Annotated in this window: 12 protein-coding genes and 1 pseudogene; 8 read left to right on the top strand and 5 right to left on the bottom strand. The window is 46.4% G+C overall.

What is annotated here, in order from left to right; translation table 11 throughout:
• Positions 1 to 20: 20 nt before the first annotated feature.
• From ICV36_RS00520 to ICV36_RS00510, 3 genes are all read right to left on the bottom strand, one after another.
• Positions 21 to 4,766, bottom strand: coding sequence for a glutamate synthase-related protein (locus tag ICV36_RS00520; RefSeq protein WP_215400615.1), 4,746 nt, complete (start codon positions 4,764 to 4,766; stop codon positions 21 to 23).
• Between the two features lie 193 nt (positions 4,767 to 4,959).
• Complete coding sequence (locus tag ICV36_RS00515) at positions 4,960 to 5,664, bottom strand: transposase (RefSeq protein WP_215400614.1); 705 nt, start codon at positions 5,662 to 5,664, stop codon at positions 4,960 to 4,962.
• 12 nt (positions 5,665 to 5,676) lie between these two features.
• The gene (locus tag ICV36_RS00510; protein WP_215400613.1) at positions 5,677 to 8,013 is read right to left on the bottom strand and encodes a penicillin-binding protein 1A; all 2,337 of its coding nucleotides are present in this window, start codon (positions 8,011 to 8,013) and stop codon (positions 5,677 to 5,679) included.
• A 141-nt stretch (positions 8,014 to 8,154) separates the two neighbouring features.
• Here ICV36_RS00510 and ICV36_RS00505 point away from each other — a divergent pair, with 141 nt between their 5' ends.
• The 4 genes and pseudogenes from ICV36_RS00505 (at position 8,155) to aroB (ending at position 11,601) form a co-directional block, all read left to right on the top strand.
• On the top strand, positions 8,155 to 8,847 hold the full coding sequence (locus ICV36_RS00505; protein WP_215400612.1) for a hypothetical protein: 693 nt from the start codon (positions 8,155 to 8,157) through the stop codon (positions 8,845 to 8,847).
• Positions 8,844 to 9,965, top strand: a pseudogene (locus ICV36_RS00500) (secretin and TonB N-terminal domain-containing protein). Before ICV36_RS00505 ends, ICV36_RS00500 begins: the two are co-directional and overlap by 4 nt.
• A 12-nt stretch (positions 9,966 to 9,977) precedes the next feature.
• Positions 9,978 to 10,502: a shikimate kinase gene (locus ICV36_RS00490; RefSeq protein ID WP_215400609.1), complete on the top strand. Its 525-nt coding sequence runs from the start codon at positions 9,978 to 9,980 to the stop codon at positions 10,500 to 10,502.
• Between the two features lie 16 nt (positions 10,503 to 10,518).
• Positions 10,519 to 11,601 carry a 3-dehydroquinate synthase gene (gene aroB, locus ICV36_RS00485; RefSeq protein WP_215401501.1) on the top strand — a complete coding sequence of 361 codons (1,083 nt, stop codon included), beginning with the start codon at positions 10,519 to 10,521 and terminating at the stop codon, positions 11,599 to 11,601.
• Here aroB and cyaY read toward each other — a convergent pair.
• Positions 11,598 to 12,020: an iron donor protein CyaY gene (gene cyaY / locus ICV36_RS00480; protein WP_251375027.1), complete on the bottom strand. Its 423-nt coding sequence runs from the start codon at positions 12,018 to 12,020 to the stop codon at positions 11,598 to 11,600. The two genes, aroB and cyaY, sit on opposite strands and share 4 nt — an antisense overlap.
• Positions 12,021 to 12,022: 2 nt before the next feature.
• On the opposite strand from cyaY, the gene ICV36_RS10295 reads away from it, so the two are divergent.
• Positions 12,023 to 12,214, top strand: a complete 192-nt coding sequence (locus ICV36_RS10295; RefSeq protein WP_215400608.1) for a lipoprotein — start codon at positions 12,023 to 12,025, stop codon at positions 12,212 to 12,214.
• Positions 12,214 to 13,512, top strand: coding sequence for a diaminopimelate decarboxylase (lysA, locus tag ICV36_RS00470; protein ID WP_215400607.1), 1,299 nt, complete (start codon positions 12,214 to 12,216; stop codon positions 13,510 to 13,512). The genes ICV36_RS10295 and lysA overlap by 1 nt, the downstream gene beginning before the upstream one ends.
• Before the next feature lie 71 nt (positions 13,513 to 13,583).
• Here lysA and ICV36_RS00465 read toward each other — a convergent pair whose 3' ends face one another.
• Positions 13,584 to 14,303: a cytochrome c gene (locus tag ICV36_RS00465; protein WP_215400606.1), complete on the bottom strand. Its 720-nt coding sequence runs from the start codon at positions 14,301 to 14,303 to the stop codon at positions 13,584 to 13,586.
• A 114-nt stretch (positions 14,304 to 14,417) separates the two neighbouring features.
• On the opposite strand from ICV36_RS00465, the gene yihA reads away from it, so the two are divergent.
• Positions 14,418 to 15,083 carry a ribosome biogenesis GTP-binding protein YihA/YsxC gene (gene yihA / locus ICV36_RS00460; protein ID WP_215400605.1) on the top strand — a complete coding sequence of 222 codons (666 nt, stop codon included), beginning with the start codon at positions 14,418 to 14,420 and terminating at the stop codon, positions 15,081 to 15,083.
• A complete protein-coding gene (hemB, locus tag ICV36_RS00455; protein WP_215400604.1) occupies positions 15,067 to 16,092 on the top strand; it encodes a porphobilinogen synthase in 1,026 nt (341 codons plus the stop codon). The genes yihA and hemB overlap by 17 nt, the downstream gene beginning before the upstream one ends.
• The last annotated feature ends 21 nt before the right edge of the window (positions 16,093 to 16,113 follow it).

The following is a 16,113-nucleotide window of genomic DNA, read 5'->3' as shown; positions in this document are numbered from 1 at the left end:
ATCTTTATTGATTAAGTGGCTTATGCCGCAACGGTTTTGTTTTGAGCCTTTTCCCACAACTCACCGAGAGCACGTTTGTACTCGGTTGGGAGAACTTTCACAAAACGACCACGGGAATTTTCCCAATCGGCCAAGATTGCTTTAGCGCGCTCAGAGCCAGTGTGGCGGAAATGACGCTCAATCAAGCCCTTCAAGATTTGCTCGTCGGTTAAGCGCTCACCGCCATCTTTCACATCTACAGGAGCGTGCCACTCAGACTTCGGCAACTTGGCAATCTGCTCAGCAGAAGGTAGGACTTTTTCCAAAGTCGCCATGCTGGTATTGCAACGCTTGTCGAACAAACCATCTTCGTCATAAACATAGGCAATACCGCCGCTCATACCAGCTGCAAAGTTACGGCCTGTTGAACCCAACACGACCACGGTGCCACCGGTCATGTATTCGCAACCGTGGTCACCAGTGCCTTCAACAACAGTAGTGGCGCCAGAGTTGCGCACTGCGAAGCGTTCGCCCGCTACGCCATTAAAGAACGATTCGCCTGCAATCGCACCATAAAGAACGGTGTTGCCCACAATGATGTTCTTGGCTGTATCGCCACGGAACTCATGAGGAGCACGCACAATCACACGACCACCAGACAAGCCTTTACCAACATAGTCATTGCCATCACCAACCAAATCTAAAGTGATACCACGCGCCAAGAATGCGGCAAAACTTTGACCAGCCGTGCCATTCAACTGAATGTGGATAGTGTCATCCGGCAATCCTGCATGACCATAACGTTGAGCCACTTCGCCAGAAAGCATGGCACCTACAGTGCGGTTTACATTCTTCACTGGAACAATGAAGGAAACCTTCTCACCACGCTCTAAGGCCGGCTCACTCTTCTCAATCAAGATATTGTCGAGCGCGCTTGTTAAACCATGATCCTGGGTCAACACTTGATAACGTGGAACTTCGGCAGCAACTTCTGGCTCAGCGAAGATCTTGCTGAAATCCAAACCATGCACTTTCCAGTTCTCGATACCTTTGCGGGTATCTAACAAATCAACGCGACCAATTAAGTCATCAAATTTGCGGATGCCTAATTGCGCCATGATCTCGCGAGCCTCTTCAGCAATAAAGAAGAAGAAGTTCACAACATGCTCTGGCTTACCTGAGAATTTCTTACGCAATTCAGGATCTTGTGTAGCAACCCCTACTGGACAGGTATTCAAATGACACTTACGCATCATGATGCAACCCTCAACAACCAATGGGGCTGTTGCAAAACCAAACTCATCAGCACCTAACAAAGCACCGATGACTACGTCGCGACCAGTTTTCATTTGGCCGTCAGCCTGAACACGAATGCGGCTACGCAAACCATTGAGAACCAAGGTTTGCTGTGTTTCTGCCAAGCCCAACTCCCATGGGGAACCAGCGTGCTTGATTGAAGATAGTGGGGATGCGCCAGTACCACCATCATGGCCAGCGATCACTACGTGATCTGCTTTTGCTTTCGCAACACCGGCAGCAACTGTGCCAACACCGACTTCAGAAACCAACTTCACAGAAACGTCCGCTTTTGGATTGACGTTCTTCAAGTCATGAATCAACTGAGCGATATCTTCAATTGAGTAAATATCATGGTGCGGAGGTGGAGAAATCAAGCCAACACCAGGCACTGAAAAACGCAACTTACCGATGTAATCAGAGACCTTACCACCAGGCAATTGACCGCCTTCACCAGGCTTAGCACCTTGTGCCATCTTGATCTGAATCTGATCTGCAGAACGTAAATATTCAGTAGTTACACCAAAACGACCGGAAGCAACTTGCTTAATCTTCGAACGTAATGAGTCGCCATCTTGCAATGGAATATTTGCCTCAACCACGTCATTGCCCAAGATGCTGGCTAAAGACTCACCCTTCTTGATCGGAATGCCTTTGAGTTCATTCACATAACGGTTTGGATCTTCGCCGCCCTCACCAGTATTGGACTTACCGCCAATACGGTTCATTGCAATCGCCAAAGTAGCATGCGCTTCTGTGGAGATCGAGCCCAATGACATCGCACCGGTTGCAAAGCGTTTGACGATTTCTTTTGCAGGCTCAACTTCGTCTAATGGAATCGCTTTTGCTGGATCAATCTTAAACTCAAACAAACCGCGCAAAGTCATTTGACGCTTAGTTTGATCATTGATGATGTTGGCGTACTCTTTATAAGTCTGATAACCCTTCTCAGCACCAATACGTGTGGAGTGCTGCAACTTCGCAATCGTATCGGGAGTCCACATGTGGTTTTCACCACGAATACGGAAAGCATACTCACCACCAGCATCGAGCATATTAGTTAGCACTGGGTCATTACCAAATGCAGCTGAATGCATGCGCAACGCCTCTTCCGCTACTTCAAACACACCAATACCACCAACATTGGATGGAGTGCCTTTGAAGTACTGATCAATAATGTCGCGGTTTAAACCAATCGCCTCAAAAATTTGTGAGCCGGTGTAAGACATGTAAGTAGAGATGCCCATCTTGGACATCACTTTTTGTAAGCCCTTACCAATTGCTTTGACAAAGTTCTTAACTGCTTTTTCTGCAGACAAATCGCCAGACAAGCCTTTAGCCATCTCTGCCAAAGTTTCCATTGCAAGGTATGGATGAACGGCTTCAGCACCATAACCAGCAAGGAGTGCAAAGTGATGCGTCTCGCGGGCGCTGCCAGTTTCTACAACTAAGCCAACGCTAGTACGCAGACCTTTTTGCACTAAATGCTGATGAATTGCAGAAGTTGCCAACAACGCAGGGATTGCAACATGCTTTTCATCAACTTGACGGTCGCTCACGATCAAAATGTTGTAACCAGAACGAACCGCATCCGCAGCTTCAGCACACAAAGATGCCAAGCGAGCCTCAATGCCAGCCTTACCCCATGACGCTGGATAGCAGATATCCAATTCATAAGAACGGAACTTGCCATTGGTGTAGTGACCAATATGACGAATCTTAGTGATGTCATCAAAATCCAAAATTGGCTGGCTGACTTCCAAGCGCATTGGAGGGTTAATGTTATTAGTGTCTAACAAATTCGGCTTAGGCCCAATGAAAGAAACCAATGACATCACCATGTTCTCGCGAATCGGATCGATTGGAGGATTGGTAACTTGTGCAAATAATTGCTTGAAATAGTTATAGAGCGGCTTGTTCTTATTAGAAAGAACTGCCAATGGGCTGTCATTACCCATTGAGCCGATAGCCTCCTCACCATTCATGGCCATCGGCGCCATCAGGAATTTAATGTCTTCCTGCGTGTAACCGAATGCCTGTTGGCGATCTAATAATTTAGCTGCTGGACGAATCGTAGTTTTCTCATCAACCAAATCCGCTTTGCTGGCATCAACCTCATCCAACTTAACGCGAACCGCATCAATCCAGCTCTTGTATGGCTTGGCCTTAGAAACGGCGTTCTTCAGCTCAACGTCATCAATGATTCGACCCTGCTCCATGTCGATCATGAACATCTTGCCTGGTTGCAGACGCCATTTTTGAACGATCTTGCTTTCAGGAATTGGCAATACACCAGCCTCAGAACCCATGATGACGAGGTCGTCATCAGTTACGTAATAACGTGCTGGACGCAAACCATTGCGATCCAAAGTGGCGCCAATTTGACGACCATCAGTAAACGCCATTGCAGCAGGACCATCCCATGGCTCCATCATTGCTGCATGGTATTCATAGAAGGCACGACGATTGTCGTCCATCAAGGCATGCTGTTCCCACGCTTCAGGAATCATCATCATCATGGCTTGCGCCAATGGGTAGCCAGACATTACTAATAACTCTAAACAGTTATCGAAACACGCAGTGTCTGATTGGCCTGGATAAATTAATGGCCAAAGTTTTTGCAAATCTTCGCCAAGCACTGGGGAGCTAATTGCACCCTCACGCGCATTCACCCAATTAACGTTACCTTTAACAGTATTGATCTCACCGTTATGCGCAATCATGCGGTAAGGGTGCGCCAATTCCCATGCAGGGAAAGTGTTGGTAGAGAAACGTTGATGCACTAATGCAAGCGCAGAAACTGTGCGTTTATCTTGCAAGTCTTGGTAATAAGCACCAACTTGGTTAGCTAACAGCAAACCCTTGTAAACAATGGTTCTAGCAGACATTGAAGCAACAAAATATTCTTTGCCATGCTTAAGATGCAGATCTTGAATTGCATGACTTGCTGTCTTCCGAATCACGTACAACTTACGCTCAAGCGCATCGGTTGTCATGATGTCGCGGCCACGCCCAATAAAAATTTGACGAATAAATGGCTCTGTCATTTGCACCGTTGGAGACATCGGTAATTTCACATCTACCGGAACATCTCTCCAACCTAAGACTACTTGACCTTCTAAGCGGACAGTGCGCTCCAATTCTTGCTCACATGCCAAACGAGACGCATGCTCTTTTGGCAAGAAAATCATACCAACGCCGTACTCACCTAAGGGTGGCAAGGTCACACCTTGCTTGGCCATTTCTTCACGATACAAAGTATCTGGAATCTGAATCAAGATGCCAGCACCGTCACCCATCAAAGGATCGGCACCAACCGCTCCCCGGTGATCTAAGTTTTCAAGAATCTTTAATCCCTGAGAAACGATCTCATGAGATTTCTTACCTTTGATGTGTGCAACGAATCCTACGCCGCATGCGTCATGCTCATTACTAGGGTCATATAGACCTTGAGCGATTGGGCGAAGATCTGAATTTAAGTTTGTAGTCATAGTATTTCCGAGGGGCGCAATGGCCTGAGTACTTTTGGAGGATCCAATATAGGTGAATACCCACACCGATGCAATAGAAATAAAATGAATCTGTCCCATTTATTTAGATGTCGCACCAATATGAATTCTATATATGGGGACAGAGTCGAAATATTCAACGCCTTGGCTGGATGCCAAAATAAGTTTTATATCTCTAAGCTACTGAATTTAAAGAATTTATTTTTCTAGGGCGCCCACGATGACGGATTAGGACTAGCTCAGGGGTGTCTTTAAAGAGCTTTTTCGCATAAATATCGCTCACCCAAGGTTTAGAGCGAAGGAGTGCTTCTGTAATTTGACGATCTTCCCAATGCGGCGCACCCTCTTTCACAAAGTTAGACCAACTCATCTGTCTCTCAAATGGCGTATTACCTAACTTCCAAAAATGCGGATGATCCACAAGCCAGGGTTCAGCCTTGCCCCCAATATGCGTCGCAAAACTAGTCCAAGTAGAGCTCTGAGGGTTGGATTCGTATCCAGCCCTAACCGGATTGAGCTCTATATAGCGCTGGCAACGCAAAAAATAATCAGGGTCAATTAAAGAGGAGCGATAACGTCCTTCCCAAATGGTTCCAGAGCGACGATGCTGTTGATTAAAGTATTGCGCAAAACGACGCCCTAAGGATTGCATTGTCTTAGCAAGCGAATCTTCATTTTGGGGTGTCATCAATAGATGCAAATGATTTGGCATCAATGCAAAAGCATGCACTGCACATCCAAATTGCCTTGCGGCTTCTCGCAACCAATCTAAATATATGCGGCGATCATCATTAGTAAAGAAAATGGTTTCACGATTATTGCCGCGTACCATCACATGCATTGCTTGGCCAGGTATTACTGTGCGGGCTTGCCGTGCCATGTTGAATACGAACTATTGCAGTTCGCGTACCCCACCATTGTTAGCGAAGTCTGGAATAAACCAGTCGCCATCGACTTGGGTCACTCCACTTGGAACTTCCCGCGCCTCCTGTGGAATCTCTTTTAGTGCAGTGCCCATGTATGAAATCCACATTGGCAATGCGAGGCCCCCACCAGTTTCACGATCGCCCAAGCTTGCTGGCTTGTCAAAGCCAATCCAGGCGATAGCCACCACTTTGGGGTTGTAGCCAGCAAACCATGCATCGTGAGAATCATTGGTTGTGCCTGTCTTACCAGCAATATCACTACGACCTAACTTACCGCGTGCTGAAGCTGCGGTTCCAGTCTTTGTTACTTCTTGCAACATGCTGTCCATTACAAAAGCAGTGCGTGCATCCAATACGCGTGGCGCATCCTCTCGAGCACGCGTAGGTTTTGCTTCAAACATCACAGTGCCTTTGGAATCGACCATCTTGTCAATTAAGAACGGATCTACGCGATAACCGCCGTTAGCAAACACGCTGTAAGCAGAGGCCATCTGTAATGGTGTAACTGAACCCGCGCCCAGAGCCATTGTTAAATAAGGTGGATGCTTTTCTGGCTCAAAGCCAAAACGTTGAATATATTCTTGTGCATACGAAGGTCCAATAGCGCGAATAATACGAACCGAAACTAAGTTCTTCGATTTTGCTAAAGCATTACGCAAGCGCATCATGCCGTCGTATTTACCATCGTAGTTTTTTGGCTCCCAGGCTTGACTGCCTGTTTCCATACTACCAATCGATAAAGGGGCATCGTTCACCATCGTGCTGGGTGTAAAACCTTTTTCAATGGCGGCTGCGTAGATAAATGGTTTAAATGAAGAACCAGGCTGACGCAAGGCCTGCGTCACGTGGTTGAACTGATTGCGACGGAAATCAAATCCGCCTACCAAAGAAAGAATTGCGCCTGTCTCTGGATTCATAGAGACAAAAGCAGCCTCAACTTGTGGCAATTGGGCCAGCTTCCAAACTCCACCATCCGACAGAAGTCGCACCACTGCACCCGGGCGCAAGCGTTTTTTAGGTTGAGTGCTATCGGTTATAGATGCTGCCGCCAACTTCATGCCCTCACCTTTAATAGTGATGGTGTCGCCAGTAGAGATCGTGACCTGCATCTCCTTTGGTTTCACATCAAGCACAACCCCAGATTGCAAGTCGTCTAATTGTGGATATGCAAGCAAGGCTTCGTCAATCGCACGCTGGCGTTTTACAGGATCTTCTGGAAGATCAATAAAACCATCTGGACCACGATAGGCATGACGTAAGTCGTATTCAAAAATACCTTTGCGCACTGCCTTATAAGCGGCGTCTTGATCCGCCTTCAGAATTGTTGTGTAAACATCAATTCCCTGTGAATAAATTGCCTCACCATATTGAGCAAAGAGTAATTGACGAACCATTTCCGCCGGGAAGTCGGCACGTACCGCAAACTCATTACCAAGACCACGAATATGCAGCTCTTCAATCATCGCCTTTTGATATTCTTCTGGAGTGATGTAGCCTAGATCGCGCATACGCTGAAGAATGTACTCTTGACGAATCTTTGCGCGACGGAAATTACTCACAGGGTTATAGGCCGATGGTGCCTTAGGAAGGCCGGCCAGCATCGCTGACTCGGCAACTGTGATGTCTTTTAGCTCCTTGCCGAAGTAAATCTGCGCCGCACTAGAAAAGCCATAAGCCCGCTGCCCCAAGAAAATCTGATTCATATAAATTTCCAGAATCTTGTCTTTAGTAAGCTGAGACTCAATCTCCCAGGCAAGCAGCACCTCATAGATTTTTCGACTAAAGGTCTTTTCATTGCTCAGGAAGAAATTACGCGCCACTTGCATGGTGATGGTGGACGCACCTTGAGAAAGATGTCCACGCAAATTAGTTACCGCAGCCCGCAATATGCCCACATAGTCCACGCCACCATGAGAATAGAAACGATCATCCTCAATAGCTAAAACAGCATTACGCATGCTTTGCGGAATTTCATTTAACGGAATGACCTTGCGGCGCTCCTCACCAAACTCCCCTATGAGGACTTTGTCAGCCGTATAGATACGCAACGGAGTTTTCGGGTTGTAGTCAGTTAACGCAGAGATCTTAGGCAGATTCGGTTTTGCCACCAAGAATGCATAACCCATCAGCAAGGTAATCACCAATGCAAAGACCACGCCAATAATCAACAAAGCCTTAATTAGCGGATTGCTTGAATTCTTGCGGGGTATGCCAGGTTCAACTCGTGTCTGCCGAGGACGTCTATCGGATGGACGAATGGGACGCTGGTTCACCGGCGGCTTGTCTTTTGGAGGTAAGGCCATATGTCCAAATTATAGGGTGCTTAAGCAATTTCCCTAAAAGCTCTAAAACCCTTATTTTGTAGATAGTGAAAGCTTTATTTCTGACACAGTCATCAATCTGTACCGATGGATTTTTAGCGCCCAAAACTCAAGAATGTGGGCATGCCAGCACGCCATATCTCCAGCCAATCCTTTGATGAAATTTTGAGCGACCTGGGGGACGACCCAGCCATTCCCGACCCCCATGGAATTCGCAGAACACCCTCCCAAAAAAGCACTCCCCCTAGACCCCCAAGCCAAAGCAAGGGCAACCATTTTTCAGAGTCATTAAGCCCTATTCAGATCAAAGATTTTGCCCATGCCTATGCAGGTCCAATCACTATTTTTGGGGTCCTAGTAGCTGCCGCTGGTGCATTTTTTATGGCTTATCAAGCACTAAACAATCATTCTCAAGGCACTTTAGAAGAATCTCAAAAACAGATCACTGAACTGAAAAAAGAAATCGCTCTAATGCGTGAGGAAATTCATCAAGATCAGGATGATCTATATGCGGAAATAGATGAATTAGAAGTAAGTGTTCACTTATTAAAGGAGAAAAAGCCCGAAATGCGTACTTCCAGTAAGCCTCTGGCGCCCCCTCATGAGCTAGAACTGCGTCGCTGGCGTTACCTTGGAAGCTCCCAGATGGGGGCTACTCAGCAAGCTTATTTTCATAACGGAAAAAACCATCTTGTCTTTGAGAAGGGGTCCCAGGTTTTAGGAGATTGGCGTCTAAGCACGATCGAGAAAGAGCAGGCCACTATCACGCACCCTCAAGGTAAATTTTTGGTTCTGAAAGCCATTAAAAGCCAATGAAGATCTGCGCAAAATGCATCCTAAATTACATTAAACAGCTCCCTATTTACATTGCCTTATTGATTATTTTTTCTAGCAATAAGGCCATAGGAAATTCACCGCCATCAAACCATTTATTGAATCCGATTAGCTTGCAATTTACCAATATTGAAGTAAAGGATCTTTTGCAAGTAATGGCTCAATTAGGAAATACCAACTTTTTATTGAGCGAGTCAATTCAGGGGCAAGTTTCGATCGATCTGCGAAACACTCCATGGCAAACAGCCCTTCACTCCATTCTTGCGAGTCGAGGATTAAGGCTGGTCCGCAATGGCGATATCTATTGGATTGGCCCGCATGCTGAAATCCAGGCCTTTCAGAAATTCCGCCGCGAGGATGCCGCACTACCCTTTGGTGGAGATCACATCTATAGCCCAAGACAAATTCTGATAGAAGCTCGCATAGTCGAGGCTGATGAACGCTTTGCGCGAGAGTTAGGCGTTAAGCTGGGATATCAAGCAAGTGGTCTACGGGGCAATCCAGATCAAAAGGCGGAGGGCAACATCGATTTCAGTGGCGCAGGTTTAGGTGGCTTTAATCCAGCAACCATAGCAGCAACCTTAGTCTCCAAGAACGCACGCAGCATACTTCAAGCAGAGCTTTCGGCGTTGGAATCGGATGGTCAAGGCAAAATTCTTTCCAATCCTCGCATCATGACTGGAGACCAAGTGAAAGCCACAATTGAGCAGGGCACTGAGCTCCCCTATCAAACCTCAAACCAAAATGGCAGCAAATTGCAATTTCGGAAGGCTAATTTACGCCTAGAGGTTCTCCCAAAAATTCATCCTGATGGAAAAATATCCATGCTCGTGGGTATCAATAAAGACACTGTAGGCATGAAAACTGAGTAAGGGTATGCCATAGACACAAAAAGTCTTAGCTCAGAGGTGACCGTTGAGAATGGCGGAACAGCCATCATTGGAGGCATCTTCCAAACAACCGAACGTGAGGATGAAGTCAAAGTCCCCTTATTGGGTAATATCCCCTTCATTGGCCATTTTTTTCGCCATAAGTCCAAATTACAAGATAAAACTGAGCTGCTTGTCTTTTTAACTCCGACTGTTCTCGACAAACCCTAATAAAATCAAAGGGTGAACTCTTCGACAAACAATATCTTTCTGATCGGCCTGATGGGCGCCGGAAAGTCGACCGTCGGTAAAGTCTTGGCAAAAAAATTGGGGCGTCGATTTCTGGATGCCGACCATGTTATCGAAGAGCGTTGCGGCGTAAAAATCCCTGTCATTTTCGAAATGGAAGGTGAAGAGGGCTTTAGAAAACGTGAAGCTCAAGCCATTCGAGAAATCACTGCTGAGCAAAATATTATTTTGGCAACTGGTGGAGGTGCAGTGCTTTTGCCAGAGAATCGCCAGGCATTAAGCGAGCATGGCACAGTTATTTATCTTCATGCAAACCCTATAGAGCTGTGGCATCGCACTAAAGGCGGTGAAGGTCGCCCTCTCCTTAGAAATGGTGATGCCAAAAAAATCTTAGAGAATTTATATGCCGTTCGAGATCCGCTTTATCGGGAAATCGCCGACTACGTGATTGAAACTGGAAAGCCCAGCGTTAATCAACTAGTCAACACCTTAATCATGCAGCTTGAACTTTCCGCTTAAATACGTTGGCACTATGATGAAAACACTCGAAGTTGATCTTGGTAATCGCAGCTACCCAATTTATATTGGTACAGATCTCATTGATCAAGCAAAACTCTTTAGCGGCTGCGAAAAAGCGACTTCTATTTATATCGTTAGCAACACTACTGTTGCCCCACTCTATGCCGAGCGCCTAACTAAAACGCTGAATACTTTTGGCAAGCCTGTTAGAACTATCGCATTACCGGATGGTGAGTCTTATAAGGACTGGAAAAATCTTCAACTCATTTTTGATGATCTTTTGAGATTTGGTGCTGATCGTCAAACTATGCTGGTTGCCTTGGGTGGCGGAGTGATCGGCGATATGACTGGCTTTGCTGCAGCTAGCTTCATGCGAGGTATTCGCTTCATTCAAGTTCCAACCACATTACTTGCTCAAGTTGACTCTTCAGTAGGCGGCAAGACCGGCATCAATCACCCTCTAGGTAAAAATATGATTGGCGCTTTTCACCAACCTGCTGCCGTGATTGCCGATCTCAACACTTTAAAAACGCTACCTCCAAGGGAACTCTCAGCAGGCCTTGCTGAAGTAGTCAAGCATGGCGCTATTGCTGACGCACAATTTTTAGATTGGATAGAGGCCAATGCTGCGCAATTGTTAGCTTGCAACACCGAAGCAATGGGTCATGCAGTTTTACGTTCTTGCGAAATTAAATCTGCGGTAGTTTCTGCAGACGAAAGAGAGGGTGGCATTCGTGCAACCCTGAACTTTGGTCATACTTTTGGGCACGCAATCGAAGCAGGTATGGGCTATGGCGAGTGGCTCCATGGCGAGGCAGTTGGTTGTGGCATGGTTTTGGGGGCAGATTTATCGCGCCGCCTAAATTACATCAGTGAAGCCGATGTGCGTCGTCTTACAAAAATTATTCAGTCCATGAATTTACCCACTACCCCACCAAAGTTTGGCGCAGATCGCTATATGGAACTCATGCAGGTGGATAAAAAAACTGAGGGTGGACAGATCCGTTACGTCGTTCTAGAAAAGATTGGTAAAGCCCAGATTCAGAGTGTCGCTGATGCTCAGGTCATTGAAACCTTAAGCGCCACAGGAGCTGCTTAAATTAGGGAAATTTTTATTTCTTTACCTGCCTGGGTGGTCGCAAACCCAGATAAATCGCTCAAGAGCTCCTTGCCAGTTTTCGTGTCCAGCCACAAAGGTTTGGTCATAGTGCCGGCCCAACGGTAGTGGTACCCACCCGACTTAGCGGCCACCCAAATCTCATGAAGAGGCGGCTGTGTATTGACCACGATGACGCTTTTATCCTTAAAACGAATATTGATAACATTGCCACCCTGACGCTCTACATCTAAATCAAGATCCAAAGCATCGTCAGCAGCCTCTAATGCCACCTCTATGGATTGCAATAAATTACTCCCCAGCTGATAAAACTGCTTGTCATCAATGGTTTCTACGCCTGAATTGTTCGGATTCATACTGGAGCCCTGCATGCTATATTCAATCATTCGTTTTAGAGACATTCATGATAGCGATTCTTAATAAAGCCCTCTGTTTTAGCTTTCTAATATCCCTTGTAGGGTGTGGGGTAAGAGGGCCGCTATACATGCCAAATGTGCCCCCAGTTCCGCCTGCTCCAACTGAGCCTGAGCCCAAAGGCAAACTATACCCACCCCAAACACCTGCTAGCCCAAGCAATTCTTCATCGGCCAAGTAATGACAAGTAAAGCAATTCCCCTTCCCAAGTTATCCGGATTTACCGAGCGCGATGGCAATTGGTATGCCGAAGAAATTCCACTCGCAGATCTAGCGCGAGAATTTGGGACACCGCTCTATATCTATAGCAAAAAGGCTTTGACTGAAGCCTACCAAGCCTACGACCAGGCCTGTGTTGATAGCCATGGCAAGCGTCGTGCACGCGTGCACTATGCCATGAAAGCCAATAGTAATTTGGCAGTAATCGATTGCTTTAAAAAATTAGGTGCAGGATTTGATTTAGTCAGTGGTGGCGAGTTAGCTCGAGCTTTAGCCATTGGTGCCGATCCAAAAAGTTTAGTGTTTGCCGGCGTCGGTAAATCTGCTTCTGAAATCGCTACTGCCCTCAAGGCTGGCGTCAAATGCATCAACGTTGAGTCAATTGCTGAGCTACATAAGATCAACAAGGTTGCTACTGAACTAAACTGCCGCGCCCCAATCTCATTACGAGTCAATCCCGATGTGGATGCACAAACCCATCCCTATATCTCTACGGGGCTCAAGGGCAATAAATTTGGTATCGCTTATCACGAGGTTTTAAAAACTTATCGTGAAGCGTCACAACTTTCTCAAATAGATGTGGTCGGAATTGATTGCCACATTGGCTCACAAATTACAACTACCGCTCCTTACTTAGATGCGCTCGACAAAGTTTTGGATCTTGTCGCGCAATTAAAAAAAGAGGGTATTGTTATTCACCATCTTGATCTGGGTGGTGGCCTGGGCATTTCTTATGGCGATGAAACTCCACCAGACATTACCGACTTTACAAACACCTTATTGAACCGAGTGGCTGAACGGGGTTTTGGTCATTTGGATGTTGTTCTTGAGCCTGGCAGATCTCTGGTCGGCAATGCTGGTGTTTTACTCACCACAGTCGAGTATTTAAAGCCCGGTGCTGAGAAAAACTTCTGCATCGTGGATGCTGCTATGACAGAACTCATGCGCCCCGCCCTTTATGAAGCACATCATGGCATCGTACCCGTGCAAAAGAAGGTAGCAAAAGCCCTTACTTACGATATCGTTGGCCCAGTTTGCGAATCTGGCGATTGGCTGGGGAGGGATCGACATTTAGCGGTGGAAGAAGGTGACCTACTGGCCATTCTGTCTGCTGGTGCCTATGGTTTTGTCATGGCGTCAAACTACAACACGCGACCTAAACCCGCAGAGATTATGGTTGATGGAAAAAATGCTTACGTCATTCGCGCCCGTGAAAAAACTACCGACTTATTTTCTTCGGAAACTGTTTTACCAAGTTAAAAAGATATAAAAATTTAGGTAATAAAAAACCCCGCTGCATGAGCGGGGTTTTGTTTATGAGCCATTACAAATTAATGCAAACCTGCGATGTAATCAGAAACTGCTTTCATTTCTTGATCAGAAAGCTTGGTAGCAATCGTCGTCATCTGGCTGCTATTTTTACGAACGCCTTCACGGAATGCGAGCAATTGTGCATTTGTGTATTCAGCCCATTGACCACCTAACAATGGGTACTGTGCAGGAATGCCAGCGCCGGTTGGGCTATGACAAGCAGCACAAGCTGGAACGCCCTTAGCAGCAATACCACCACGGTAAATGCTTTGACCCAATTCAATAGTGTTCTTGTCTTGCGCAACACCTTGAGAAATTGGCTGCTTAGATAAGAAGGCAGCAATATTCTGCATATCTTGTTCAGTCAAAGTAGCTGCCATACCCATCATCACAGGATTGGCTCGAGTACCTTCTTTAAAGTTTTTCAGTTGCTTGGCTGTGTAAGCTGCATGCTGTGCAGATAATTTAGGCCAAGTGCCTGTTGCACTTTGTCCCTTAGGGCCATGGCAAGTAAGACAGGCAGTAACGCCACGAGTTGAATCGCCATTGGAGTACAGTGCTTCACCGGCAGCGATATCCACTTTTGGTTTGCCTGGAACAGCAGCTTTGGCTTCAGCGGCTGGAGCAGCAGCATCAGCAGCAAAAGCTGCGCCAGAGATTCCGATCAGAGCGAAAATAGAGAAAGCCGCAAAACCAGCACGTAAGCCAGTTAATTTGGAGATTTGAGAGGTTTGACGCATTATGTTTACCTTGGCAAAAATTCCTAAAAGTGTTTGGGCCCTGCATTTACAACCTTTTACCCAACACCATGAGATATTTCATGATTTTGCGTGATTTTACAATAGCTTCTGGACATGTCTAAACTCTTTCAAGCCCGATTCGCCACTACAGTCAATGACGCCCATTGCCTGCCTGCCGCCCCCCTGCGGGAAGTGGCCTTTGCCGGTCGCTCAAATGCGGGCAAATCTAGTGCCCTAAACGTCCTTTGCAATCAAAAAAGGCTCGCTTTTGCTAGTAAAACCCCGGGGCGCACCCAACATATCAACTATTTTGGGGTTTTTGCAAAAGAGGATTTATTGGGTTATCTGGTCGACTTGCCTGGATATGGCTATGCGGCCGTCAACCATGAGACCAAATACCACTGGAATACCCTCCTAAGCGACTATCTGCAGGAGCGGGAGCAGCTTGTAGGCATGATCCTCATTGTCGACTCTAGGCGTGGAATAACTGATCTAGACGAGCAAATGATCCAGTGGTTTGTGCCTACCGGCAAACCAATTCACGTTTTACTTAGCAAATGCGACAAACTCAACAAAAGTGAATGTAAGCACGCCCTAGAGGCTGTTCGCAAACAATTACAGCAATATGACCCAGCGCTGCCTGACGGCAATGGTGAATCCAAGCAACTTACGGCACAATTATTTTCTAGCACCAAGCGCATTGGCCTAGAAGAGGCCGACAATATTGTTATCAAATGGCTATTTGAAGCAGAGACCAAAGAAGATGAAATCACCAATTAATTCATTGCTTAATTTTCCAGGGCACCGTCCTCGCCGTATGCGTCGTGATGATTGGTCTCGCCGCCTCATGCAAGAAAACAGTGTTTCTGCAAATGATCTGATCTATCCAGTGTTTTTACTTGAAGGTCAGGGCAAATCTGAAGCTGTTGCCTCGATGCCTGGCGTCAATCGTGTTTCCTTAGATCTACTTTTCCCAATTGCACAAGAATGCGTTGACTTGGGAATTCCGGTTCTTGCGCTCTTTCCAGTGATTGATGCTGCACTTAAAACACCCGACGGCAAAGAAGCCTTTAATCCAAAGGGTCTCATTCCGACTACCGTTCGCGAACTAAAAGCACGTTTTCCTAATTTAGGCATCATGACTGATGTAGCACTCGACCCCTATACCAGTCACGGACAAGATGGCGTACTCGACGAACAAGGTCGTATTCTCAATGATGAGACAACTGCAATCTTGGTTAAGCAAGCTATTGCACAAGCAGAAGCTGGTGTCGATATCGTTGCACCATCAGACATGATGGATGGCCGCATCGGAAAAATTCGTGAAGCGCTTGAACAAAAGCAATTGATTCACACTCGCATCATGGCCTACTCCGCTAAATATGCCTCCGCTTTTTATGGTCCGTTTAGAGATGCCGTAGGCTCCGCAAAAAACCTTGGTAAGGCTGATAAAAAAACGTATCAAATGGATTGCGCCAATGGCGATGAGGCTTTGCGGGAAGTTGCACTCGATATTAGCGAAGGTGCCGATATGGTCATGGTCAAGCCTGGCATGCCGTACTTAGATATTGTGCGTCGTGTAAGAGAAGAATTTGATTACCCAACGTATGCATACCAAGTAAGTGGCGAATACGCCATGCTCAAGGCCGCCGCACAAAATGGTTGGCTAGATCACGATGCCGTCATGATGGAATCATTACTCGCATTTAAGCGTGCTGGTGCAGATGGTGTGCTGACTTACTTCGCACTCGAAGCGGCACGGCTAATTAAAGCGGCCAATAAAAGATAAGAAATTATTAATTACTTATCT

Source organism: Polynucleobacter sp. MWH-UH35A, assembly GCF_018687075.1.
Classification (GTDB): domain Bacteria; phylum Pseudomonadota; class Gammaproteobacteria; order Burkholderiales; family Burkholderiaceae; genus Polynucleobacter.
This window is presented reverse-complemented; position numbering and strand designations above follow the sequence as displayed.